General features: G+C 73.3%; 20 protein-coding genes. 14 read left to right on the top strand and 6 right to left on the bottom strand.

The genetic code is table 11. The features are described 5' to 3' along the window. The first annotated feature begins 162 nt into the window (after positions 1 to 162). Positions 163 to 846 carry a ribulose-phosphate 3-epimerase gene (rpe, locus tag BLT82_RS23955; RefSeq protein ID WP_093658246.1) on the top strand — a complete coding sequence of 228 codons (684 nt, stop codon included), beginning with the start codon at positions 163 to 165 and terminating at the stop codon, positions 844 to 846. Positions 847 to 921: 75 nt separating this feature from the next. After that, a complete protein-coding gene (locus BLT82_RS23950; RefSeq protein WP_093658244.1) occupies positions 922 to 1,968 on the top strand; it encodes a sugar-binding transcriptional regulator in 1,047 nt (348 codons plus the stop codon). A 448-nt stretch (positions 1,969 to 2,416) separates the two neighbouring features. Here the strand turns inward: BLT82_RS23950 and BLT82_RS23945 are convergent, their stop codons facing one another. Together BLT82_RS23945 and BLT82_RS23940 are read right to left on the bottom strand one after the other, a co-directional pair. Beyond that, positions 2,417 to 3,538: an amidohydrolase family protein gene (locus BLT82_RS23945; protein ID WP_093658242.1), complete on the bottom strand. Its 1,122-nt coding sequence runs from the start codon at positions 3,536 to 3,538 to the stop codon at positions 2,417 to 2,419. After that, positions 3,539 to 4,987: a type I glutamate--ammonia ligase gene (locus tag BLT82_RS23940; RefSeq protein ID WP_093658240.1), complete on the bottom strand. Its 1,449-nt coding sequence runs from the start codon at positions 4,985 to 4,987 to the stop codon at positions 3,539 to 3,541. A gap of 69 nt (positions 4,988 to 5,056) precedes the next feature. Between BLT82_RS23940 and BLT82_RS23935 the strand changes: the two genes are divergently transcribed. The 3 genes from BLT82_RS23935 to BLT82_RS23925 are packed head-to-tail and all read left to right on the top strand — an operon-like array spanning position 5,057 to position 7,371. Then, complete coding sequence (locus BLT82_RS23935; RefSeq protein WP_093658238.1) at positions 5,057 to 5,464, top strand: guanyl-specific ribonuclease; 408 nt, start codon at positions 5,057 to 5,059, stop codon at positions 5,462 to 5,464. Further along, positions 5,461 to 5,823, top strand: coding sequence for a barstar family protein (locus BLT82_RS23930; RefSeq protein ID WP_093658236.1), 363 nt, complete (start codon positions 5,461 to 5,463; stop codon positions 5,821 to 5,823). The genes BLT82_RS23935 and BLT82_RS23930 overlap by 4 nt, the downstream gene beginning before the upstream one ends. Before the next feature lie 36 nt (positions 5,824 to 5,859). Further along, entirely contained in the window at positions 5,860 to 7,371 is a 1,512-nt protein-coding gene (locus BLT82_RS23925; protein WP_093658234.1) for a GuaB1 family IMP dehydrogenase-related protein, read from the top strand. A 158-nt stretch (positions 7,372 to 7,529) separates the two neighbouring features. Here the strand turns inward: BLT82_RS23925 and BLT82_RS23920 are convergent, their stop codons facing one another. Next, a complete protein-coding gene (locus BLT82_RS23920) occupies positions 7,530 to 8,564 on the bottom strand; it encodes a GDSL-type esterase/lipase family protein (protein ID WP_093658232.1) in 1,035 nt (344 codons plus the stop codon). A 257-nt stretch (positions 8,565 to 8,821) separates the two neighbouring features. On the opposite strand from BLT82_RS23920, the gene BLT82_RS23915 reads away from it, so the two are divergent. From BLT82_RS23915 to BLT82_RS23885, 7 genes are all read left to right on the top strand, one after another. Beyond that, on the top strand, positions 8,822 to 11,563 hold the full coding sequence (locus BLT82_RS23915) for a sensor histidine kinase (protein WP_244292106.1): 2,742 nt from the start codon (positions 8,822 to 8,824) through the stop codon (positions 11,561 to 11,563). Further along, positions 11,556 to 11,993 (top strand): roadblock/LC7 domain-containing protein, encoded by a 438-nt coding sequence (locus BLT82_RS23910; RefSeq protein ID WP_093658228.1) that lies wholly within the window; start codon positions 11,556 to 11,558, stop codon positions 11,991 to 11,993. The genes BLT82_RS23915 and BLT82_RS23910 overlap by 8 nt, the downstream gene beginning before the upstream one ends. Before the next feature lie 4 nt (positions 11,994 to 11,997). After that, on the top strand, positions 11,998 to 12,366 hold the full coding sequence (locus BLT82_RS23905) for a DUF742 domain-containing protein (protein WP_093658226.1): 369 nt from the start codon (positions 11,998 to 12,000) through the stop codon (positions 12,364 to 12,366). A 247-nt stretch (positions 12,367 to 12,613) separates the two neighbouring features. Next, positions 12,614 to 14,086: an amino acid transporter gene (locus BLT82_RS23900; protein WP_093658224.1), complete on the top strand. Its 1,473-nt coding sequence runs from the start codon at positions 12,614 to 12,616 to the stop codon at positions 14,084 to 14,086. 10 nt (positions 14,087 to 14,096) lie between these two features. After that, a complete protein-coding gene (locus BLT82_RS23895) occupies positions 14,097 to 14,552 on the top strand; it encodes an Lrp/AsnC family transcriptional regulator (protein WP_093658222.1) in 456 nt (151 codons plus the stop codon). 201 nt (positions 14,553 to 14,753) lie between these two features. Next, positions 14,754 to 15,566, top strand: coding sequence for a carbon-nitrogen hydrolase family protein (locus tag BLT82_RS23890; protein ID WP_093658220.1), 813 nt, complete (start codon positions 14,754 to 14,756; stop codon positions 15,564 to 15,566). 40 nt (positions 15,567 to 15,606) lie between these two features. Next, positions 15,607 to 17,301, top strand: coding sequence for a flavin monoamine oxidase family protein (locus tag BLT82_RS23885; protein ID WP_093658218.1), 1,695 nt, complete (start codon positions 15,607 to 15,609; stop codon positions 17,299 to 17,301). A 219-nt stretch (positions 17,302 to 17,520) separates the two neighbouring features. Here BLT82_RS23885 and BLT82_RS23880 read toward each other — a convergent pair whose 3' ends face one another. Then, positions 17,521 to 18,225 (bottom strand): DUF5995 family protein, encoded by a 705-nt coding sequence (locus BLT82_RS23880; protein WP_093658216.1) that lies wholly within the window; start codon positions 18,223 to 18,225, stop codon positions 17,521 to 17,523. Between the two features lie 106 nt (positions 18,226 to 18,331). Between BLT82_RS23880 and BLT82_RS23875 the strand changes: the two genes are divergently transcribed. Then, positions 18,332 to 19,519, top strand: coding sequence for a glycoside hydrolase family 6 protein (locus BLT82_RS23875; protein ID WP_093658214.1), 1,188 nt, complete (start codon positions 18,332 to 18,334; stop codon positions 19,517 to 19,519). Here the strand turns inward: BLT82_RS23875 and BLT82_RS23870 are convergent. Together BLT82_RS23870 and BLT82_RS23865 are read right to left on the bottom strand one after the other, a co-directional pair. After that, entirely contained in the window at positions 19,498 to 20,901 is a 1,404-nt protein-coding gene (locus BLT82_RS23870; RefSeq protein ID WP_093658212.1) for a uracil-xanthine permease family protein, read from the bottom strand. The genes BLT82_RS23875 and BLT82_RS23870 overlap by 22 nt on opposite strands. A 128-nt stretch (positions 20,902 to 21,029) precedes the next feature. Continuing rightward, the gene (locus BLT82_RS23865) at positions 21,030 to 22,262 is read right to left on the bottom strand and encodes an MFS transporter (protein WP_093658210.1); all 1,233 of its coding nucleotides are present in this window, start codon (positions 22,260 to 22,262) and stop codon (positions 21,030 to 21,032) included. A gap of 101 nt (positions 22,263 to 22,363) precedes the next feature. Here BLT82_RS23865 and BLT82_RS23860 point away from each other — a divergent pair, with 101 nt between their 5' ends. Next, the gene (locus BLT82_RS23860) at positions 22,364 to 23,530 is read left to right on the top strand and encodes an ROK family transcriptional regulator (protein ID WP_093658208.1); all 1,167 of its coding nucleotides are present in this window, start codon (positions 22,364 to 22,366) and stop codon (positions 23,528 to 23,530) included. Positions 23,531 to 23,686 lie beyond the last annotated feature (156 nt).

Genomic DNA, 23,686 nt, shown 5'->3' with positions numbered 1-23,686 from the left:
GGTGACGGCGCTCGACGGGAGGCGGCGCGAGCGGCCCCGGCGGTGCGGAATGCCGGAATCGTGGCGACTGGGGTGTCCCACGGAGCGGACGGTGCCTCGGAAAGGACGGCTTCCGTCGGCTTCGAGGCCAGGAAGTGCTCCGGAGCATGGCAGTCTTGGCACATGGCCCAGATCAACCCCAGCATCCTGTCCGCCGACTTCGCCCGACTCGCCGACGAGGCGCAGGCGGTCGAAGGGGCCGACTGGCTCCACGTCGATGTCATGGACAACCACTTCGTGCCCAACCTGACGCTGGGGATTCCGGTCGTCGAGTCGCTGAGCCGGGCGACGGACACCCCGCTGGACTGCCATCTCATGATCGAGAACCCGGACCGCTGGGCCCCCCAGTACGTGGAGGCCGGCGCCGGGTCCGTCACCTTCCACGCTGAGGCCGCCGCGGCACCCGTGCGGCTGGCGCGGGAGATCCGGGCCAAGGGCGCGCGCGCCTCCATGGCGCTCAAGCCCGCCACACCCGTCGAGCCGTACGAGGACCTGCTCCCCGAGCTCGACATGCTGCTGGTCATGACCGTGGAGCCCGGCTTCGGAGGCCAGGCGTTCCTCGACATCATGCTCCCCAAGATCCGCCGTACGAGGGAGCTCATCAACAAGCACGGCCTGGAGCTGTGGCTCCAGGTCGACGGCGGGGTCTCGGAGGCGACGATCGAGCGGTGCGCCGAGGCGGGCGCCGATGTGTTCGTCGCCGGATCCGCGGTGTACGGGGCCGAGGACCCGGCGCAGGCCGTCCGGACGCTGCGCGAGCAGGCCGACGGGACGATCGCGTCGGCGCCCTGGGCGTGCAACCACTGAGCCACAGCTCGGTGAACGGGGCCCTACCGGGCTGATCAACATCACCCGGATCTGTCAGGATGGCGGTTCCGGAGTGTGAACAGCAGTGAGGAGAACGCGGTGTCTGCTATGTCGGCGGGACGGTCGGCCCTGCGGATGGGACCCGCGGAGCTGGTGCAGGCGGCGGCCATGGCCCGACGCTTCTATCTCGAGGGAAAATCCAAGATCCAGATCGCGGAGGAGTTCGGCGTCAGCCGCTTCAAGGTGGCCAGGGTCCTGGAGACCGCGCTCGAGCGCGACCTCGTACGGATCGAGATCCGCGTGCCCGCCGAGCTGGACGCCGAGCGCTCCGACGCGCTCCGCGCCCGCTACGGTCTGCGGCACGCGGTGGTCGTGGAGTCCCCGACCGAGGGCGAGGACGAGTCGCCCGACCCGGAGAACCTCGGCGAGGTCGCGGCGGACCTGCTCGGTGAGCTCGTCACCGAGGGAGACGTGCTGGGACTGGCCTGGGGCCGCTCCACGATCCACATGGCGGCCGCGCTCGACCGGCTGCCGCCCTGCACGGTCGTCCAGCTCACGGGGGTGTACGACGCCGGGACCGCGGAGCGCGGCTCGGTGGAGGCGGTGCGGCGTGCCGCGCAGGTGTCCGGTGGCGAGGCGCACCCGATCTACGCGCCCATGCTGCTGCCGGACCCGGCGACTGCCGCCGCCCTGCGGAACCAGACGGGCATCGCCCGGGCCTTCGAGTACTTCGACAAGGTCACGGTCGCCTGTGTCTCGATCGGCTCGTGGGAGCCCGGCATCTCGACGGTGCACGACATGCTGAGCGACGAGGAGCGGGCGCACTACGCCTCGCTCGGTGTCGCGGCCGAGATGTCGGCCCATCTGTTCGACGCCGACGGCAGACGCGTCGGGCGTGACCTGGGCGAACGGTGCATCACCGTCGAGGCCGACCGACTGCGCCGCATTCCCGAGGTCGTCGCCATCGCCGGAGGCCAGCGCAAGGCGGCGGCGATCGGTGCGGTCCTGCGCTCCGGTCTGGTGACCAGCCTGGTGACGGACACCTCGGCGGCGGACTACCTCCTCACGGAGTCCCGCCCCGCGCCGCGCCCCGCGCTGGAGCGGGCCGACCCGGACGACTGACCGGCGTCGAGCCCGGCCCGGGCGGCCGACCGGGGTGGAAGCGGGTCCGGGCGGCCGACCGGCGTCGAGCCCCGCCCGGGCGGCAGCCCTGCACTGCTTTGGCCCCTGCCGCCGGTGCACCACCACGGCGGTGCCGGCCGGGGCCGGACACCGGGCCCCGGCCTCCGGCCGCCCCGGCGGAAGGCGCCGCTACGGCCCCGCCGGGGCGTTGCCGGGGCCTCCGGCGACGGCCCGCCGTACGCGCTGGCCGCGCGCTGCGCAAGCGCCGGGTCCGCTCGCGGATGCCGTCGTACCACCTGCCTCGCCGGCGCTCGCGCCCGGGCCGCACCCGTCCCGTGGCCGGTGCGGCCCCGTCTGCGGCGGGCCCGCCGGCCGTGCGGCCCGCTCTTCACGGGTTCGAGCGGCTCGCGGGCACCGTTCGTGTCGTCGCACGGCCGGTCGGCCGGCTTCACGACTCCGCCGGTACCAGCCCGTAGAGCCGCGCAGCGTTGTCCGCCGCCAGCAGACCCGCGATCCGCGTCGCGTCACGCTCCGACCAGGCGCCGGACGACGTCCAGTCCTCGGTGAGACGGGTGAGCGCGTCCTCGAAGACCCGCGCTCCGACGAGGTACAGCTCCGGCAGCCCGTAGGCGTCGCTCGAGTACAGCAGCTTGCCGAACGGGGTGAGCTCCAGAGCCTCCGCGAGCACGGCGGCCGCCCGGACGCCCGTGTGGGACAGGGCGAGGCCCACGTCCGCGTACACGTGTGTGAACGCATGGGCGAGGTAGGCGGCGTTCCGGTGGTAGGGGTAGCCGTGCAGCAGTACCAGGGGACAGCCGTGTGGGGCGACGGCCCTGATGAAGTCCGTCAGCAGCAGCGGATCGCAGCGGTCGAGCCGCAGGTCGGGGTCGCCGAAGCCGGTGTGGAGCTGCAGCGGCAGCCCGGTGCGGACCGCAGCCCAGAGCAGATGCCGCAGCAGCACCGGATCCGTGAGCCGCCCGCCCGGGTCCCGCTCCGCCAGCCAGCGCGAGGCGGCCGCGTGGACCTCGGGGGAATCCGGCGGATCGGGCTCCAGCCCGAGGCCGTAACGGTACGCGGCGACCGACTTGAAGCCGAGGGCGGTCCGGGCGGATGCCACGACGGCGTGGTCGAACACCTCGACGAAGCCGGCCGCGTCGTGGCTCGTGTCCGCAACGCGCTCGGCGAGGGCCTCAAGGCGCACGATCACGCCCGCGTCCCCGCCGCCCAGCTCCGCCAGCTCGGCGGGTCCGGTGAGATCGCCCGGCAGACCGGTGTCGACCAGGTAGGTGCCGGTGCCGCTCGCCCGCAGCAGCCGCCGCGCCACTTCCTCGGTGCCGAGTTCGCGACGGCGCTCCAGATAGGGCTCCGGCGGGCAGTGCGCCGGCAGCCCGAGCAGCGGCGGGCACCAGCGCAGTACCGCGAACCCCAGCTGGCTGTCGAAGAAGCTCGTACCGGGCGCGGGCGGGGAGTCCGACTCCGTCAGGAACGAGGCGAACCCGTCCCGTTCCGGCGCGTGCCGCAGCACCCCGTGGCAGTGGTGGTCGACGAGCGGAGGCAGCGTGAGGGGCATTCAGTACCGCCCCCGTGTCGCGTCGGCGATCTGCTGCGGGGCCCGGCCGGCGAACAGCTCGCTCTCCGCACGGCGAACCGACGCGATCGCCTCGAAGAGCGCGTCGCCGAGCGCTTCACGCAGCACCTCCGAACCCTCGAAGTACTCCAGTGCCTCCGGCAGCGACCGGGGCAGCCGCGCCGGCCCGGTGCCGACCTCCCGGCGGGCCGTTCCCGTGCCGGTGCGCGGTTCGCCCGTTCCGCCCGCCGCCTCCCGTCCGGCCGCTCCCGCCCCTGTCGCTCCGCCGGGGACCGCCACGCCGCCCGTCACGGCCGGATCGCCCTGCACGGGCGCCGGGAGCCTCGCGCCCGCCTCCAGGCCCGCCAGCCCCGCGGCGATCACGGCGCCCGTGACCAGATACGGATTCGCCGCCGCGTCGAAGCACTTCACCTCGGCGTTCGCACCGTCCGGATCGTCGGGCGCACCCGTGATGAAACGCAGGGCCGCCTCGCGGTTCTCCAGCCCCCAGCACTGGAACACACCGGCCCAGTGAGACGGTTCGAGACGCAGATAGCTCGCCGGTGTCGGCGCGCCGATCGCGAGCAGCGCCGGGAGCGCGCCGAGCACACCCGCGAGGAAGGACTCGCTGTCTCCCGTCATCCCGAACGGCCCGTCCCCGCCCCGGCACAGATTGCGGCCCTCCCGCCACAGGCTCAGATGCAGATGGCCGCCGTTGCCGACGCCGCCGGCCTCCACGACGGGGCCGAAGAGGGCGGTGAGCCCGTGCCGCAGGGAGACCGCGCGGACCGTCTCGCGCACCAGTACGGCGAGGTCCGCCGCGCCGACCGGATCCGCCGGGGCCACGGAGACCTCGAACTGCCCGGCCGCGTACTCGGGATGGATCTGCAGCACCTCCACGCCCTGGGCGCCGAGCGCGCCCAGCACCTCGTCCACGTAGTCGGAGAGCTCGACCACCCGGGCCATGCCGTACGCGGGTCCCGTCCACGGGCAGGTGCCGTCCCGCTGCACGACCCACTCGGTCTCGAAGCCCATCCGCAGGTCGATTCCGCGGTCGGCCGCCCGACGTGCCATCCGGCGGGCGAAGAGCCGCTGGCAGGCGGCATAGGGCCGGCCCTCCTGGTCGTAGCGGTCGACGGGTGCCCAGGCCCAGCCCGGTTGGGCCGCGAGCACCGTCAGCCGCTCCAGGTCCGGCACCAGTCTCAGATCGCCGTCCGGCCCGCCGATGTGCGGGCTGGTGGTGATCGAGTCGTCCACCAGATAGACGTCGAACACCGGGGACATGCCGACCCCACGGCCGGCGACGTGGGCGAGGCGGCCGGTGGGGATCGCCTTGACCCTCGTGAGGCCGGCATTGTCCACCCAGGTCAGGGCCACACCGCGGACGCTCTCCGCGTTGAGCCGGGCGGCCTCCCGGCGGGCCGCGCGCTGAGTCTCGTCACTGTGCTGCACGGGGCATTCCCTACCCGCGCGGGGCCGTCCTCACCGCCACCGCCGAGCCGGCGTGACAGCATCGGCGGCATGCCGAACCGGCCCGCGCGGCTCCTCCTCGTGCTGCTGTCGGCCCTCACGGCCCTGCTGCTGACCGGCTGTCCGGGTGGCACCGGGACGGGCAGCGGCGCGCGGAGCCCAGCCGCCTCGGCCCCCGGCGGTCCGGCCACCGTCCAGGCCGCCGACCTGCCGCCGGAGGCACGCGAAACCCTGCGGCTCATCGACGACGGAGGCCCCTTCCCGTACCGGAAGGACGGCAGCACCTTCGGGAACTTCGAGCGGCTCCTGCCCGAGCGGGAGCGCGGCTACTACCGGGAGTACACGGTGCCCACGCCGGGGGAGCGCGACCGCGGCGCACGCCGCATCGTCACGGGCAGGGAGGGGGAGGTCTACTACACCGACGACCACTACGAGACGTTCAGGGTGGTACTCCGATGAGAAACGGTCCCCTCGCCGCGCTGTTCGGCGCCACGCCGGGGCGGAACATCACCGTGCTCGACCTCCACGGCGTCACCGACAAGAAGACCTTCATGGAGCGCTGCGCAGGCGATCTGGGTCTGCCCGCCTGGTTCGGCCGGAACTGGGACGCCCTCGCCGACTGCCTCACCGATCTCCCGGGCGAGGAGGGCACCCTCGTCCTCGTCTGCCGCTGGCAGGAGTACGCGACCGCCCGGCCCGGGGAGTGGGGGATCGCCCAGGAGGTCTTCACCCATGCCGTCGACACCATGCCGGGGCAGCTCGCCGTGCTGCTCGTCCTTGGAGGATCCGACGAGAGCCCCTCCAGCGGTCCTGGATGATCGGCCCGCACGGTTCCGTCCCCGGCTCATGGGACAATGAAGTACGTGCGTTTTCTCCCGGACGAGTGTCCGGGACCCCTCCGAATCGACTGGGATGTTCAGCACGTGCGTTTCCTCAATGACATCAAGCCGCCGTACGACCTCACGTACGACGACGTGTTCATGGTCCCGAGCCGCTCGGCCGTGGGCTCCCGTCAGGGCGTCGACCTCGCTTCCCCCGACGGCACGGGTACCACCATCCCGCTGGTCGTCGCCAACATGACCGCGATCGCCGGCCGCCGGATGGCCGAGACCGTCGCCCGCCGCGGCGGCCTCGTCGTCATCCCGCAGGACATCCCGATCGACGTCGTCACCGACGTCGTCACCTGGGTGAAGACGCGACACCTCGTGCTCGACACGCCGATCGTGCTCAGCCCGCACCAGACCGTCGCCGACGCCCTGTCCCTGCTGCACAAGCGGGCCCACGGGGCGGGCGTCGTCGTCGACGAGGAGCAGCGGCCCGTCGGCGTCGTCACCGAGCACGACCTGTCCGGCGTGGACCGCTTCACCCAGCTCGCCGAGGTGATGTCGAAGGACCTGCTGCTCGTCGACGCGGACATCGACCCGCGTGAGGCGTTCACCAGGCTCGACGGCGCCAACCGCAAGCTCGCCCCGGCCGTGGACCGGGACGGCCGGCTCGCCGGCATCCTGACCCGCAAGGGCGCCCTGCGCGCCACGCTGTACACGCCGGCCACCGACGCGAACGGCAAGCTGCGCATCGCCGCCGCCGTCGGCATCAACGGCGATGTGGCGGGCAAGGCCAAGCAGCTCCTCGACGCCGGCGTGGACACTCTCGTCGTCGACACCGCGCACGGCCACCAGGAATCGATGCTCGCGGCCATCAAGGCGGTCCGCGCGCTCGACCCGCAGGTTCCGATCGCCGCGGGCAACATCGTGGCCGCCGAGGGCGTCCGGGACCTCATCGAGGCCGGCGCGGACATCATCAAGGTGGGTGTGGGCCCCGGCGCCATGTGCACCACCCGCATGATGACCGGCGTGGGCAGGCCGCAGTTCTCCGCCGTCCTGGAGTGCGCCGCCGAGGCGAGGAAGTACGGCAAGCACGTGTGGGCCGACGGCGGAGTCCGCCACCCGCGCGACGTGGCCATGGCCCTCGCAGCCGGCGCCTCCAACGTGATGGTGGGCTCGTGGTTCGCCGGCACGTACGAGTCCCCCGGCGACCTGCAGCAGACGGCCGACGGCCGGCTCTACAAGGAGTCCTTCGGCATGGCCTCCGCGCGTGCCGTCCGCAACCGGACGAGCGAGGAATCGGCGTACGACCGGGCGCGCAAGGCGCTGTTCGAGGAGGGCATCTCCACCTCGCGCATGTTCCTCGACCCGGCCCGCCCCGGCGTCGAGGACCTGATCGACTCGATCATCGCGGGCGTCCGCTCGTCCTGCACCTATGCGGGTGCCGGCTCCCTGGAGGAGTTCGCCGAGAAGGCGATCGTCGGCATCCAGAGCGCCGCCGGCTACGCGGAGGGCAAGCCGCTGCACGCCAGCTGGAACTGACGTACCGCCGGCCCTGGCCGGCGCGCGTCGCACACGGACGGCCGCGGCCCCGGGGGAATCCCCCGGGGCCGCGGCCGCTTTCCGTGGGCGGTCCGTCGTCCGTGCGCCTGCGGAGCGTCCGGGCCCCGCGCTGGTCGGGCGCCTCGTCGTCGCGAACGTCAGACGCCACCCGCGGCCGCGGCAGCAGGCGTCAGGGCGAGACCCGACGTCCGTACGGCTCCGGCCACCGCCGCCGCCATCCGGGCGTGGCCCGTGTCGTTCGGGTGCAGGCCGTCCGCCAGGTCGTCCGCGGTCAGCAGGCCGGCACCGGGCAGCAGAACCAGCCGGTCGTCGCCCGCGGCGACGAGATCCCGGACGGCCTCCTCCATCGCCGCCCGGAGGTCCGCCAGCGTCGCGCCCAGCGCGTTGCGCGTCGTCTCGGCCTCCGGGCGCAGCACGGGTGAGACCAGCAGCAGCGGTGTGGCCGGGTGCCCCCGGCGGACGAGGGAGAGGAAGGCGCGGGTCGTCTCGTACAGCAGGGGAGCGGAGCAGGGCACGGACGACCAGCAGTTCGTGCCGAAGGCCAGCGTGAGCAGGTCGGCGGGCAGCGCGGCGAGCTGCTGGGCGGTCGCGAGCTCGCCGCGGGCCGATCCGGCGTAGCCGAGGTTGACGCAGTCCAGACCGAGGGCTCGGCCGGCGGCCGAGGGCCAGGCGTGCGCGGGCCGGGTCGACCACCAGCCCTCGGTGATCGAGTCGCCGTGGACCACCCAGCGCGGCCGTCGCGGAGCCGGGACCACCCTGCCGCCCAGCCCGCGCAACCCGAGAACCACCGGAGCCTGCGATTGCGGTGGATGGACGGTGAACGGCCCCGGCCCGGGCGGCAGGGGGACGGTGACCGTCGCCTCCTCCGCGGGCTCGGTGAACGACTCGGCGGTGCACCGGTCGCCCTCCCACACCGCGAAGCAGTGGGCCAGGTCGCGCAGCGCGTCGGTCGTGCCGGGCACCCGGGCCCGGTAGCGCAGTTCGATGGCGCGGGCGCCGTCGGGAGCCGTGAACTCCAGCCGTACGCCGATGGGGAGCGCCGCGCGCTCCCGGGTGTCCCACGGCAGCCGGGCCGCATCGCCGGGGTCGGCCCGTACCGGACGCCCGCCGTCGAGCCAGGCCACGCCGCGCAGGAACGGTCCGGGGTCGAGCCAGTTCGGGTCCGGCGTCACGTGGGCCTCCGTTCGGTCGGGTGCGGGAGTTGACTCCTACCCCGTGCGCGCCGATCGGTGCCCCTCGCCCGGCTCTGTCCCTTCTGGGCCCTGCCGGCGGTACCCCTCGGCCATCGTGCTGTCACTGCCAGTGGCCGATAACCGCCCCCGGCGTTACCGGCGGGAGCATTGCGCGGCCCACGACGGATCGCGTAGCTTCTGCCCCTACCCGGCGGTAACACCCGCTGGCCGTATGTCCCGAACGTCCAGGGGAGCCCATGCGCCGGCGATTGCGCCCTCCCACGATCCGCGGCCGGATCGTGGCCCTCACTGCTGTGCCCGCCGTTGCCCTGCTGGCGTTGTGGAGCTTCGCCATGGTGTCCGTGACGGGGGATCTGCGGGCCCTGATCCGGCTCCAGAGCGTGTACGAGACGTTCGGCACCCCGGTCGACACGGCTGTCGGGCAGATCCAGATCGAACGCCGGCTCTCCGCCGCCTATCTGGGTGCCGGGCAGCGGAACGGCGGGGCGGCCGACGCCGCCGCGCTGCTGGCCCAGCAGCGTTCGACGGACCGTGCCGTGGAGGCCATGCTCGACGCCGTCGGCGACCAGGACCGCCGCGAGGACCTCTCCGGACGGCAGCGCGAGTCCCTGGACGCGATGGCCCGCGCCGCCGAGCGGCTCGACGCCCTGCGGAACGCGGTGGTCGACCGCCGTCTCTCCTGGAGCGAGGCGGTCGACGCCTACACGGTGATCGTCGAGCCGACCTTCGACGTCCAGTCCCAGCTCACCGCGCTGCAGGCCGGACAGCTCGCACGCGAGGCGCAGGTTGTCGTGGAGCTCGTGCGGGTGCGGGAGTTCGTCTCCCGCGAGGACGCGCTCGTGGCCGGGGCACGGGCTGCCGGAGCCCTCGGCGACGCCCAGTACGACACGCTCACCGCGGCCATCGAGGACCGGCGCGTCTTCCACCGCACCTACGTCCCCGATCTCCCGGCGGACTCCCGGAAGCTCTTCACGGACTTCCAGCGGAGCGCCGAGTACCGGGCCCTGACCTCGGGGGAGGACGCGCTGCTCCGGGCCGGTGCGGCGAACGCCGGCGAGGCGATGGCGGATGCCTCGTGGCGTACCACCACGGACCGCGCGGTCAAGCGGTACATGCTGCTGTGCACCGAATCCGCCCTGAACGCGGCCGAACGCGGACGCGCGTTCGCCTACCGCGAGATGGTCAAGGCGGCCGTCGTCGGCCTCGCCGGGCTGGCCGCGGTCGGCCTCTCCGTGTGGCTCTCGGTGAGCGCCGGCCGGCGGATCGCCCGGCGGCTGGAGGAGCTGCGGGACGCGGCGGACGTACTCGCCACCCGTCGGCTGCCCGAGGTGATGGAGCGGCTCGGCGCGGGCGAGGACGTCGACCCGGCGGCCGCGGCGCCACCCCTGGACTTCGCCGACGGGGACGGGGAGCCCGACGAGATCGCCCAGGTGGGCACGGCTCTCAACGCGGCGCGCCGGGCGGCCGTCGAGGCGGCGGTGAAGCAGGCGACGCTGCGGCGCGGCGTCTTCGCCGTCCTGCTGAACATCGCGCGACGGAACCAGGCGCTGGTGCACCGGCAGGCGAAGCTCGTCGACACGCTGGAGCGGCGGACGACGGACCCTGACACGCTCGAGGACCTGTTCCGCATCGACCATCTGACCACCCGTATGCGGCGCCACGCGGAGGGCCTGATCATCCTCTCGGGCGCGGCGCCCGGCCGGCGGTGGCGCAAGCCGGTGCCGCTCGTGGACGTGGTGGCGGCCGCGGTCGGCGAGATCGAGGACTACACGCGGGTCGTGGTGCCCCCGATGCCCGCGGTCGGCGTGGGCGCGGACGCCGTGGCGGACGTGGTGCATCTCGTCGCGGAGCTGGTCGAGAACGCCGCGGCCTTCTCGCCGCCGCACACCCAGGTGACGATGCGCACGGGCGAGGCCCGCAACGGCTTCGTCCTGGAGATCGACGACCGCGGCCTCGGCATGGACGGCGAAGAACTCGCCCGGGCCCACCGCACCCTGGCGCGCCCGGGCGACTTCGACCCGGTCCAGGACGAGCGCCTCGGCCTGTACATCGTCGGCCGGCTCGCCGCCAGGCACGGCATCACCGTCACCCTCACCCGCTCCCCGTACGGGGGCACCACCGCGGTGGTGCTGCTGCCCAACCCGATCATCACCCCGGCGGACCCGGCGCCGGACCCCGACCGGGGGCCGTCCTCCGCACCGGACCGGGCGCACGAGGCGGCCCTCGCCGGCGCTGCGACGGCCTTCGGGGCCGAGCCTGCGGCGACAGCGCCTTCCGGGGCCGGCGCGGTGGTCCGCACCCTCCCGACGCGCTCCGTGCCGCCGGTGGACGAGCCGGCCGAGCACGGCAGCGCGGCGCCCGATGGACGAGGCACCACGAGCCCGCGGCCCGGCGCAGGAGGTGAGGAGTCGGAGGTCCGATCCGGCGCAGGAGGTGAGGAGTCGGGGGTCAGGCCGCTCGGCGGGCCGCCGAGCCCGCTGCCCGTCCGCCGCCGTTTCCACCCCTCGACGGCGGACCGGGCGGAACAGCAGACCGGCCCCGGCGCCGACCCCGGACCGGAGCAGGCGCGGGCCGACGCGGCCCCGCCCTCCGGCAGCGGGACGGGAGACGACCCGGCCGGGACCCGGAGTGCGGCTCCCGCCCCGGGATCCGGCGGCGAACCGCCGGCCGAGCACGGCCCGGCGCCCCGGACCCTGCCCACCCGGATCCGCCAGGCGTCCCTCGCCGCCCCGCTGCGCGAAGGGCGCCCCGGAGCGGAGCAGGACGGGCCCGGAAAGCCGGAGAGGGAGATCAGCGCGGAGGAGATGCGAGCCGTCTTCGGTGCCTTCCAGCGAGGGCTCGACCGCGGACGCAGAAGCGAGCCGCGGGGAAGCGAATCGCGCGCGAGCGCGCCGGGTGACGGGGGCGCTCCGGGCGGCGGGAGCACGCCGGCCGGGCGGGGATCCACGAACGACGAAAGGACGCACGACGATGGCTGAGCCGTACGCCGGAGAGCCCGGACGGACCGCCGCGGACGGCCTCGGCTGGCTGCTCGACGACCTGCTGGACAGGACCGACCACGTCCGCCGGGCCGTGCTGCTCACCGCGGACGGCCTGGTCACCTGCGCCTCCCGGGGGATGCCGCAGCGGGACGCGGAGCATCTGTCCGCCGTGTGCGCGGGCTTCCACAGCCTCGCCGGTGAGGCCGGTTCCCGATTCGCGGCCGGGAAGGTCCGCCAGACGATGGTCATGCTCGACGACGCCTATCTGTTCATCACCCCGGCCGGCGACGGCAGCCGGCTGGCGGTGCTCAGCGGCACCGAGACCGACGTCGGACAGCTCGCCCACGAGATGGCGCTCCTGGTGAAGCGCGTCGGCCGGCACATGGCCGTCCCCGCGCGCTCGGCCGCCGAGGCCCCCGACGCGTAGTCCCGTGAACGATCACTGGTACGAGGACGAGACCGGGTCGATGGTGCGGCCGTACACCGTCACCCACGGCCGGACCCGTCCCGTCGCGGAGCACCACATCGATCTGATGTCGCAGGTCAGAGCCGTGGAATGGGACAGACCCGAGCCGCGACTCGACCATGCCCGCAGCGCGCTGCTGGAACTGGTCCGCCGCGCGCCGCGACCGGTCGCCGAGGTCGCGGCGGACGCCGACATGCCCCTGACGGTCGTCCGGGTCCTGCTCGTCGACCTCGTCGAAGCGGGTCTGGTGCGGGTCTCCGCGCCGCCCGACCGGCGAGGCGAGCACGACCCGTCCCTGCTGAGGGAGATAGCAGACCGGTTGCGCGAAATCTGAACACCTTTGCGCGGCCGTGCAACGAACCCCCGTCGTCGCCCCCAGTACGCAATGATCTTGCGCAGGTGCGCAAAGCTCATGCATTACGGTCGGGAACGTCAACCTCGTAGGGTTCCTGCCTGTACGTGGAGTGGCGGGGACCGCCTGCTCGGCGATTCCCCCGCGCTCCGGGCTGCCCTCGGTCATGCCTGCGCCGGGCCGCCGCGGTCGCCGCCTCACCGATAGGCAGCGATAAGGAGCCTCCCCAGTGTTGGACCACGGCGCAGCGCCCCCCGTCACCCCCCAGAGGGACCCCGGTGGCCCCGCCCAGGGCCTCGGCAGCCGTCTGATGCGGCGCAAGCCCGTCGAGCAGCTCGTCTCCGAGGGCGGCCAGGGCGAGGGCGGCACGCTCCGCCGCTCGCTCACCATGTGGCAGCTGACCATGATCAGCATCGGTGCCACCCTCGGCACCGGCATCTTCGTCGTCCTCGGCGAGGCCACCCCGCTCGCCGGCCCGGCCGTCGCGATCTCCTTCGTCGTCGCCGGCCTGACGGCCCTGTTCTCGGCCCTGTCCTACGCCGAGCTCGCCGGCGCCGTGCCGGTCTCGGGATCGTCGTACTCCTACTCGTACGCGACCATGGGCGAACTGATCGCCTGGGTCTGCGGCTGGTGCCTGGTGCTGGAGTACGGGGTCTCCGTCGCGGCCGTCGCCGTCGGCTGGGGCGAGTACCTGAACGAACTGCTCGACGGCACGATCGGGGTGACGATCCCGAGCGCCGTGTCCGCGCCGATCGGCGAGGGCGGGTTCATCAACCTCCCCGCGCTCGTCGTCGTGCTGCTCGCCATGGTCTTCCTGATGGGCGGTGCCAAGGAGAGCGCCCGCGTCAACACGGTGATGGTCGTCATCAAGATCGTGACGCTGCTGCTCTTCATCGGCATCGGCTTCATGGGCATCAAGGCCGGCAACTACGCCCCGCTCGCCCCGCTCGGCATCACCGGGATCAGCGCCGCCGCGGCCACGCTGTTCTTCTCCTACATCGGCTTCGACGCCGCCTCCACCGCCGGCGAGGAGGCGAAGAACCCGAAGAAGGACCTCCCCCGCGCGATCATGCTGTCGCTGCTGATCGTCACCGTGCTCTACTGCCTCGTCGCCCTGGTCGCCGTCGGCGCCATGCCGTGGCAGGACTTCGAGGGCACCGAGGCCGCGCTCGCACAGATCATGAAGGACGTCACGGGCCAGAGCTTCTGGGGCGTGGTGCTCGCCGCCGGCGCCGTCGTCGCGATCGCCAGCGTCGTCTTCGCCGTGCTGTACGGCCAGACCCGCATCCTGTTCGCGATGTCCCGCGACGGCCTGGTGCCCAAGGTCTTCGCCAAGGTCAACGAGAAGACCGGCGCCCCGCGCGCCAACACCGTGATCGTCTCGCTGTTCTGCGGAGTCCTGGCCGCCTTCATCCCGCTCGGCGAACTGGCCAACGCCACGAGCATCGGCACCCTGTTCGCCTTCGCGCTGGTCAACGTCGCCGTGATCATCCTGCGGTGGAAGCGCCCGGACATGAACCGCACCTTCAAGGTGATGCTCTTCCCGGTCACCCCGATCCTGGGCTTCGGATTCTGCGCCTACATGATGCTCAGCCTCCCCGGCATCACCTGGGTGTGGTTCGGTGGCTGGATGGCCGCCGGGCTCGTGTTCTACTTCCTCTACGGCCTTCGCCGCTCCCGGTTGGCAACTGCAGAGAAGTGATCCACCCCCCGTGCGACTGAACGATCTCGACGAACGCATCGTCCACGCCCTCGCCGAGGACGCCCGCCGTTCCTACGCCGACATCGGTTCGCTCGTCGGCCTGTCCGCGCCCGCCGTGAAGCGGCGCGTGGACAGGCTCCGGGCGGAGGGGGCCATCACCGGCTTCACGGTCCGCGTCGACCCGGCCGCGATGGGCTGGGAGACCGAGGGCTTCATCGAGATCTACGCACGCAGCAACACCTCTCCCGGGACCATCAAGCGCGGGCTCGAGCGGTACCCGGAGGTCGCGTCCGCCTCCACCGTCACCGGGGAGGCGGACGCGATCGTCCAGGTCTTCGCCTCCGACATGCGCCACTTCGAGCGGGTGCTGGAGCGGATCGCCGGAGAACCCTTCGTGGAGCGGACCAAGTCGGTCCTGGTGCTGTCGCCCCTGCTCAGGCGGTTCTCCTCGGGGGCACCTGCCTGAGCCCCCGGGTCCCGGCGGGTGCCGCCACGGACCGCAGGGAGCGCCGACGGCCGAGGCGCAACGAATCGCCGGTCCTCGCCGAATTCACGCAACGGATCGACACTCTGAACGCAACGGTCTCGCCTTGTCCCGGCGGTTGGCCGGAACGTACCGTTTTTGACGTCTCCCAGACACCCAGCCCACTCCTTCCGAGGTAGGTCCATGCCGCCGCTGCGCACCGCCCTGCTCCAGAGCTCCGGGACCCCCGGCGACCTCGCCAAGAACCTCGAGATCCTCGACACCCACGCGGCCCGTGCCGCAGCGGCCGGGGCCGGCCTCCTCGTCGCCCCGGAGATGTACCTCACCGGCTACGCGATCGGCGATGACGTGCGACGCCTCGCCGAGACCGCCGACGGCGCCTCCGCCGGGGCCGTCGCGGCGATCGCCGCCCGCCACGGGATCGCCGTCGTCTACGGCTACCCGGAGCGCGGCACCGGCGACCGGGCGGAGACGGTGTACAACGCGACGCAGCTGATCGGTCCGGACGGCACGCGCCTCGCCAACTACCGCAAGACCCATCTCTTCGGCTGCTTCGAGAAGGAGTGGTTCACGCCCGGCGACGAGACGGTCGTCCAGGCCGAGCTCGGCGGCCTCCGGATCGGTCTGCTGATCTGCTACGACGTCGAGTTCCCGGAGAACGTGCGCGCCCACGCCCTGGCGGGCACGGACCTGCTCGCGGTGCCGACCGCGCTGATGAACCCCTTCCAGTTCGTCGCCGAGAAGCTCCTCCCGGTCCGCGCCTTCGAGAGCCAGATGTACGTGGCGTACGCCAACCGCACCGGCCCCGAGGGCGAGTTCGACTTCGCCGGGCTGAGCTGCCTCGCCGGCCCCGACGGCATCGTCCGGGCCCGCGCCGGCCACGGAGAGGACCTGGTGATCGGCGATGCCGACCCGGACCTGCTGGCCGCCTCCCGCGCCGACAACCCGTATCTGCGCGACCGCCGTCCCGGCCTGTACGGGCCGCTCGCCCGCTGAGACCTCCCGCCCAGCCCCGCCACACCAGGAGCAACACCCCATGACGTCCACGGTGCCCACCGCCGTCCCGCACACCGACGCGCAGCCGCCCATCACCATGTTCGGGCCGGACTTCCCCTACGCCTACGACGACTTCCTCGCGAACCCGGCGGGCCTGGGGCAGATACCCGCGACCGAGCACGGCACCGAGGTCGCGGTCATCGGCGGCGGCCTCTCCGGCATCGTCGCCGCGTACGAGCTGATGAAGATGGGCCTCAAGCCGGTCGTCTACGAGGCGGACCAGATCGGCGGCCGGCTGCGCACGGTGGGCTTCGAGGGCTGCGACCCGTCGCTCACCGCCGAGATGGGCGCCATGCGCTTCCCGCCCTCCTCGACGGCGCTGCAGCACTACATCGACCTGGTGGGGCTGGAGACCCGGGCCTTCCCCAACCCGCTCGCCGAGACCACCCCCTCGACCGTCGTCGACCTCAAGGGCGAGTCGCACTACGCGGAGACCATCGACGACCTGCCGCAGGTGTACCGGGACGTCGCGAAGGCGTGGAACGACTGCCTGGAGGAGGGCGCGGACTTCTCCGACATGAACCGCGCCATGCGCGAGCGCGACGTCCCGCGGATCCGCGAGATCTGGGCGAAGCTCGTCGAGAAGCTCGACAACCAGACCTTCTACGGCTTCCTCTGCGACTCCGAGGCGTTCAAGTCCTTCCGGCACCGCGAGATCTTCGGCCAGGTCGGCTTCGGCACCGGCGGCTGGGACACCGACTTCCCCAACTCCATCCTGGAGATCCTCCGCGTCGTCTACACCGAGGCCGACGACCACCACCGCGGCATCGTCGGCGGCTCCCAGCAGCTGCCGCTGCGGCTCTGGGAGCGCGCACCGGAGAAGATCACCCACTGGTCGTACGGCACCTCGCTCGCCACGCTGCACGTGGACGGGCAGCCCCGGCCCGCCGTGACCCGGCTGCACCGCACCGCGGGCAACCGCATCACCGTCACGGACGCCTCCGGCGACATCCGCACCTACCAGGCGGCGATCTTCACCGCACAGTCCTGGATGCTGCTCTCCAAGATCGCCTGCGACGACTCGCTGTTCCCCATCGACCACTGGACGGCGATGGAGCGCACGCACTACATGGAGTCGTCCAAGCTGTTCGTGCCGGTGGACCGGCCGTTCTGGCTGGACAAGGACGAGCAGACCGGCCGCGACGTGATGTCGATGACGCTCACCGACCGGATGACGCGCGGCACCTACCTGCTGGACGACGGCCCGGACAAGCCGGCCGTCATCTGCCTCTCCTACACGTGGTGCGACGACAGCCTCAAGTGGCTGCCGCTGTCCGCGAACGAGCGCATGGAGGTCATGCTCAAGTCGCTCGGCGAGATCTACCCGAAGGTCGACATCCGCAAGCACATCATCGGCAACCCGGTGACCGTGTCCTGGGAGAACGAGCCCTACTTCATGGGCGCGTTCAAGGCCAACCTGCCGGGCCACTACCGCTACCAGCGGCGCCTGTTCACCCACTTCATGCAGGACCGGCTGCCCGACGACAAGCGCGGCATCTTCCTGGCCGGGGACGACATCTCGTGGACGGCCGGCTGGGCCGAGGGCGCGGTGCAGACGGCGCTCAACGCCGTGTGGGGCGTGATGCACCACCTCGGCGGCGCGACCGACGCCACCAACCCGGGCCCGGGCGACGTCTTCGACGAGATCGCCCCCGTGGAGCTCCCCGAGGACTGACGCCCTCCCTGGCCCCGCTCCGCGGGGCCCGTGAACGCACCCCCGCCGCCGACCGCGACCCGGTCGGACCCGGGAGGTCACCTCAGCCGCCGCCGGCCGGACACCCCGGCCGGCGGCGGCTCCGTGTTCGCGCCCTGGGGCCGGAGTGCCGCGGCCCCGGTCCCGTTCGGGTCAGTGCCGTCCGGGCCCGTCGCCGTGGCCCTCGTGCTGTCGCTCTCGTCAGCGGAGCGGGGTGAGCAGGCAGCGACCGACGAGGCCGACCCCGGCGTCCAGGCGCTCGGTGAACTCCTCCGCCAGCGCGGGGAGTTCCCGCAGCCCCCACAGCAGCCGCGCCGCCGACCAGGCGCCGTCGCGGGCCCGCTCGAGACTCCACGAGCCGAGCAGATGGGTGAGCGGATCGGCGATCTCCAGCAGATCGGGGCCGGGCATCAGATCCTCGCGGATGCGCTCCTCCAGCATCGTGAGGACGTCACCCACGCGGTCGAAGTCCCCCTCGACGTCGGTCGGTCGGCAGCCGAGCGTACGGCAGGTGTCCACGACCGCCAGCGCGAGATCGTGCCCGATGTGCGCATTGATCCCGGCCAGCGCGAACTGCAGCGGACGTACGCCGGGATGACGGCGGAACTGGAACAGCGGCCGCCAGCAGGCCGGTGCCCGGCCGCCCGCGGCGACCGTGTCCGCGGTCGACAGATAGCGCTCGGCGAAGAGAACGTGCAGGGTGACCGCGGACCTGCGGTCGGGGAACTCGCCGCGGTCGATGCGCCGTCCGAGTTCCTCGGTGACGGTCAGGTACACGCGGTTGAAGACCGCGATCCCGTCGCCCGCCGGCCAGTCGGAGCGGAATGCCCGCATCCGGGCCAGCACCGTGTCGACCGACCTGCGGCCCGCCTCGCCGCCGGCCGCGTACTGTGCGATCTTCGCCATGGGGGCAGCGTCCCAGCCATAGGCTCGGACACGCGCCGCCCGGCCGCAGGCGTCCCCGGAACGGGGGAACGCCACGGCCGCGGCGGCCGGGGAGGGAGCACAGCACATGTCAGGCGTACGCAACCGGCGCCGGGCGGAACGGAACGAGCGGCGCCTCGCGGCCGGCCGGGGAGTCATGACCACGGCGGCCTCCGCGGTGGTGGCCCTGGGCGCCGTCGCCGGACTGATGTCCACCGCCGGAGGCGAGGACGACACCGCACGGCCCGAGGTGAGGAGTTCGCCCGTGACCGTCCCGCTGCCCGCCCGCCCGACCCACCCGCCCTCCGCGCCCGCGACGTCACCCGGGCCCCCGCCGTCGCCCGCGGCGTCGGCCGCTCCCGCCCGCTCGTCCCAGGCGAGCCGCCCGGTACGCCGCCCCGGTACGCCCGCGGCCGCCGGCCGGCTGTACCGCCATCCGCAGTCCCAGGTCCTGGACTGGGTGCGCGAGCACCGTGACGATCCCCGCCGGCCGCTGATCGAGTCACGGATCGCCGCGCACGCCGCCGCGGTCTGGTTCCCGGAGCACGATCCCGGACGGATCACGGGCCGGGTGCGGGCGGTGACCTCGGGCGCGGCGGCGGCGGGCCGCGTCGCGGTGCTGGTGCCGTACGCGATCCCGGACCGGGACTGCGGCGGCGCTTCCCAGGGCGGCGCGCCCGATCTCGCCGCGTACGACGCCTGGATACGGGAGTTCGCCGCCGGCCTCGGCGACGGGCCGGTCATCGTGGTCCTCGAACCCGACTCGATCGCGCTCTCGGACTGCCTCGCGGACGACGGCCGGGCCGCCCGCTACGCCTCGCTCGCCAGGGCTGCGCGCACCCTGAAGGCCGCGGGCCCCCGGACGAGGGTGTACTTCGACGCCGGTCACTCCGGCTGGCACCCGGCCGCGAAGCAGGCCGCCCAGCTCCGCGCCGCGGGTGCCGCCACGAGCGGCGACGGCATCTTCACCAACGTCTCCAACTTCCACCGCACCGCCGACGAGGCGCGGTACGCCCGCCGGGTGCTGGACGCACTCGGCGGCCCGCCGGGCCTGGGCGCCGTCATCGACACCAGCCGCAACGGCAACGGCGCGCCGGCGCAGGGCGCCTGGTGCGATCCGGACGGCCGCGCCCTCGGCCGGACGCCGACCACCGAGACGGGGGAGGCCCGGATCGACGCCTACCTGTGGGTGAAGCTGCCCGGGGAGTCGGACGGGTGCAAGGGCGCGGCGGGCACCTTCACGCCGGACTACGCCTACGACTTGGCGAACGGCTGACCGCCGCCGTCACCCTCGTCGTACGTGGACGTGCCCGCGTCCAGCAGCGGCTCCTGCGGCTTCATGTGGGCGGGGGCGAAGGCGCGCAGCACGTGGTAGCCGGTGATGACGACGAGCGTGCCGAGGGCGATGCCGCCGAGTTCGAAGTTCTCGCTGAACTTCAGGCTGACGCCGCCGACGCCGATGATGATGCCCGCGGCGGCCGGGACGAGGTTCAGCGGATTGCGCAGATCCACCTTGGCGTTGATCCAGATCTGCGCGCCGAGCAGGCCGATCATTCCGTACAGGATGACGGTGATGCCGCCGAGCACGCCGCCCGGGATCGCGGCGACGACCGCGCCGAACTTCGGGCAGAGCCCGAAGAGGAGCGCGAAGAACGCGGCGGCCCAGTAGGCGGCCGTCGAGTACACGCGGGTGGCTGCCATGACGCCGATGTTCTCCGAGTACGTGGTGTTCGGCGGGCCGCCCACCGCGCTCGACAGCATCGACGCGGCGCCGTCGGCGGCGATGGCCGTGCCCAGCTTGTCGTCCAGCGGGTCGCCGATCATCTCGCCGACGGCCTTCACGTGTCCGGCGTTCTCCGCGATCAGGGCGATGACGACGGGCAGGGCGACCAGGATCGCCGACCACTCGAACGCCGGGGCGTGGAAGTCGGGGAGCCCGATCCAGTCGGCCTTGCCGACGCCCGACAGGTCGAGCCGCCAGTGGTCGACCGCCTCGGCGCCGCCCGCCGGTGAGTGGATCCTCCCGAAGATCCGGTCGAAGACCCAGGAGATGCCGTACCCGAAGATCAGGCCCAGGAAGATCGCGACGCGCGACCAGAAGCCGCGCAGACACACCACGGCCAGTCCGGTGAACAGCATGGTGAGCAGGGCCGTCCACTGGTCCTGCGGCCAGTACGTCGAGGCCGTGACCGGCGCCAGGTTGAAACCGATGAGCATGACCACCGCGCCGGTGACGATCGGTGGCATCGCGGCGTGGATGATCCGGGCGCCGAAGCGCTGCACGGCGAGGCCCGCGAGGAAGAGCACCGCGCCGACCACGAGGATCGCGCCGGTGATCGTGGCGCTGTCGCCGCCCGTGGCGCGGATGGTCGCGGCCACGCCGACGAACGACAGCGAGCAGCCCAGATAGCTCGGGATCCGGCCGCGGGTCGCGAGCAGGAAGATCATGGTCGCGACACCGGACATCATGATGGCCAGGTTGGGATCCAGCCCCATCAGCACCGGCGCCACGAACGAGGCGCCGAACATGGCCACGACGTGCTGGGCGCCGAGCCCCGCCGTGCGCGGCCAGGAGAGGCGCTCCTCGGGCCGTACGACCGCTCCCGGAGCGGGGGTTCGTCCGTCGCCGTGCAGGGTCCAGCGCACGCCGAGGTTCATACGGGCTCCACTTCCGAGGGGGCGATGATCAGCGACCATCGTACGAGGAACGCGATGCTCCGCTTCCGTCCCCGGTGCGGGCCCGGGGCGCGTTCCACGGCCCCGCGACCTGCTGCGGAGGCGCCGGGCTACGCCCGGAGGTCAGGCGCCGGCGCGGGTGCCTGCGTACCGGTCGCCCCGGGCGCCGCCGGCGCCGCCCCCCGGTTGCTGCCCCGCAGCACCCCCGCTCCCAGGACCAGCCCGAACGCGAGCACCGTCACCAGCCCGAACGACACCACCAGCGAGGTCAGATCGGCGATCCCGCCGATCGCCGAAGGGGCGATCAACCCGGACGTGTAGGTGATCGTCGCCACTCCCGCGATCGAGAGACTCGGGTTCGTCCCGCTGCGGCCCGCCGCCGCGAACGCCAGCGGAACCACCACGGCGATGCCGAGCCCGATGCAGCCGAAACCGGTCATCGCGGCCGCCGGATGGGGCGCCAGAACCACCAGGACGCCTCCTGCGGTGGCCAGCACGCCGCCGACGCGGACCGTGCGGACCGGGCCGAACCGGTCCACGACGCGGTCGCCGACCAGCCGGGCCACCGCCATGGTCAGGGCGAACGCCGTGGTGGACGCGGCGGCGAGCCCGGCCGAGGTGCCCAGTACGTCCCTCAGGTACACCGCCGACCAGTCCAGGCTCGCGCCCTCGGCGAACACCCCGCAGAAGCCGATCGCCCCGATGACCACCGCGGACTTCGGCGGCAGCGCGAAGCGCGGCGGCGGCTCCTCGTCGGCGGAGCTCCGCAGGTCGAGCACGCCCTGGCAGGCCAGCAGCCCGACCACCGTCAGTACGGCGGACGCGAGCAGGTGGTGGAGCCGTGCGTCGCTGCCCAGATGCGCGGCGACCGTGCCCGCGGCCGAGCCGAGGAGCGCGCCCACGCTCCACATGCCGTGCAGCCCGGACATGATCGAGCGGTCCAGCCGGTTCTCGACCTCGACGCCGAGGGCGTTCATGGCGACGTCCGACATCCCTGCGGTGGCGCCGTACACGAACAGCGTGGCGCACAGGGCGTACACGTTGGGGGACAGCGCCGGGAGCGCCAGGGCGAGCGTCCACAGCGCGAGCAGACCGCGCAGCGCGGTGCGCGCCCCGTAACGATGGCTGACGGCGCCCGCGAGGGGCATCGCGAGGGACGCGCCGATGGCGGGGAAGGCGAGGGCGAGCCCCAGCTGTCCCGCGCCGACCCCCGCGTGGTCCTGGATCCAGGGGATGCGGGTGGCGAAACTGCCCGTCACGGCACCGTGCACGCAGAACACGGCGGCGACCGCGTAGCGCGCCCTGTTCAGCCGTCGCCTGTCGTCTGCCACCTCTGTCGGCATCGGCGCCGTCCTCCCCGGGAGTCGTGGTGTGCGCGTAAACTATCAGGAACCCTGCCTGATAAATAGAGTCGAACGAGGCAGGCATCTGGAAGGATTCCGGCATGCCCGCATCCCCGAGCACCGCCCGGGCCATCAACGACCGGCTCGCCCTGCGACTGCTGCAGCAGGAGGGCCCGTTGACGGCAGGTCAGCTGAAGACGCTCACCGGACTCTCCCGGCCCTCCGTCGCGGACCTGGTGGAGCGGCTCCAGGTGTCGGGGCTGATCCGGGTGGTGGGAGAGGCGGGCGAGCAGCGCCGGGGGCCCAACGCCCGGCTGTACGGGATCGTCGCCGACCGCGCCCATCTCGCGGCCCTCGACGTCCGCACCCAGGGTGTCTCGGTCGTGGTCGCCGACCTGGTGGGCGCCACCCTGGCCGAGGCGACGCTGCCCATCGGCAGCGACACGGGCACGGAACCGGCCGTCGAGCGGGCCGTGGCCCTGCTGGAGAGCACCGCCCACGAGGCCGGCGTCCGCCGTCTGCACAGCGTCGGCATCGGCGCGCCGGGGCTGATCGACCCGGTGACGGGGGAGCTGCGGAACTCCACCAAGCTGCCCGCCTGGCACCGCAGACTCGTCGCCGCCCTCCAGCAGCGGCTCCCCGCGACCGTGCTCGTGGAGAACGAGACCAATCTGGCCGCCGTGGCCGAACTGCGCCTCGGAGCCGCCCGCGATCTCGACGACTTCGTACTGCTGTGGCTCGGCCAGGGCGTCGGCGCGGCCGTCGTGCTCGGCGGCGCGCTGCGCCGCGGTGCCTCGGGCGGCGCGGGGGAGATCGGCTTCCTTCCGGTGCCGGGCACCGGAGGGCTGCCGTCCGCGACGGGCTGCGACGCCGGGTTCCACGCGCTGGCGGGTGCGGCCGCGGTACGGGATCTCGCCGTGCTCCACGGCATCGACGGCGAGGCCGAGGAGGCGGTCAGGGCCGCGGCGGCGGGGGAGTGCCCCGGCGGACGGGGGGACGCCTTCCTCGACGCCCTCGCCGGGCAGCTGGCCGTGGGGGCCGCCGCCGTCGCCGCCGTACTGGACCCCGGCTGCGTGGTCCTCGGCGGGGAGATCGGGTACGCCGGCGGTACGGCGCTCGCCACCAGGGTGGAGGCGCGCCTGGCGGCGCTGTCACCGCTGCGCACGGCGATCCGGCCGACGGAGCTGGGCGGCGAGGCGGTGCTGCGGGGCGCCCTGCTCGCGGCCCGGGAGGCGGCCCAGGCGGAGCTCTTCGCACCCGCTTCCTGAGGGTTCGCCTCCACGGCTCGTGCGCCGCGCCGTTGCTCCGGGGGTAGGGGCGGCCGCAGGGCGCACGGTACGCATCACGGCCGGACGGCCCGCGCAGGCGCCCACGGGCCGTCGGGAGGGGCTGCCGTACGGCCGAGGGCTCCCGGGGAGGCGCGA

The sequence above is a fragment of the Streptomyces wuyuanensis genome, from assembly GCF_900103455.1.
In the GTDB taxonomy this organism is placed as follows: domain Bacteria; phylum Actinomycetota; class Actinomycetes; order Streptomycetales; family Streptomycetaceae; genus Streptomyces; species Streptomyces wuyuanensis.
The sequence above is the reverse complement of the archived record's forward strand: the minus strand, read 5'-3'. Positions and strand labels throughout refer to the sequence as shown.

Excerpts from the sequence above, each read along its gene's own strand:
- rpe (WP_093658246.1), top strand. The coding sequence starts at position 163 with ATGGCCCAGATCAACCCCAGCATCCTGTCCGCCGACTTCGCCCGACTC.
- BLT82_RS23945 (WP_093658242.1), bottom strand. The coding sequence starts at position 3,538 with ATGCCCCTCACGCTGCCTCCGCTCGTCGACCACCACTGCCACGGGGTG.
- BLT82_RS23935 (WP_093658238.1), top strand. The coding sequence starts at position 5,057 with ATGCCGAACCGGCCCGCGCGGCTCCTCCTCGTGCTGCTGTCGGCCCTC.
- BLT82_RS23930 (WP_093658236.1), top strand. The coding sequence starts at position 5,461 with ATGAGAAACGGTCCCCTCGCCGCGCTGTTCGGCGCCACGCCGGGGCGG.
- BLT82_RS23925 (WP_093658234.1), top strand. The coding sequence starts at position 5,860 with ATGAAGTACGTGCGTTTTCTCCCGGACGAGTGTCCGGGACCCCTCCGA.
- BLT82_RS23915 (WP_244292106.1), top strand. The coding sequence starts at position 8,822 with ATGCGCCGGCGATTGCGCCCTCCCACGATCCGCGGCCGGATCGTGGCC.
- BLT82_RS23910 (WP_093658228.1), top strand. The coding sequence starts at position 11,556 with ATGGCTGAGCCGTACGCCGGAGAGCCCGGACGGACCGCCGCGGACGGC.
- BLT82_RS23890 (WP_093658220.1), top strand. The coding sequence starts at position 14,754 with ATGCCGCCGCTGCGCACCGCCCTGCTCCAGAGCTCCGGGACCCCCGGC.
- BLT82_RS23885 (WP_093658218.1), top strand. The coding sequence starts at position 15,607 with ATGACGTCCACGGTGCCCACCGCCGTCCCGCACACCGACGCGCAGCCG.
- BLT82_RS23880 (WP_093658216.1), bottom strand. The coding sequence starts at position 18,225 with ATGGCGAAGATCGCACAGTACGCGGCCGGCGGCGAGGCGGGCCGCAGG.
- BLT82_RS23875 (WP_093658214.1), top strand. The coding sequence starts at position 18,332 with ATGTCAGGCGTACGCAACCGGCGCCGGGCGGAACGGAACGAGCGGCGC.
- BLT82_RS23870 (WP_093658212.1), bottom strand. The coding sequence starts at position 20,901 with ATGAACCTCGGCGTGCGCTGGACCCTGCACGGCGACGGACGAACCCCC.
- BLT82_RS23865 (WP_093658210.1), bottom strand. The coding sequence starts at position 22,262 with ATGCCGACAGAGGTGGCAGACGACAGGCGACGGCTGAACAGGGCGCGC.
- BLT82_RS23860 (WP_093658208.1), top strand. The coding sequence starts at position 22,364 with ATGCCCGCATCCCCGAGCACCGCCCGGGCCATCAACGACCGGCTCGCC.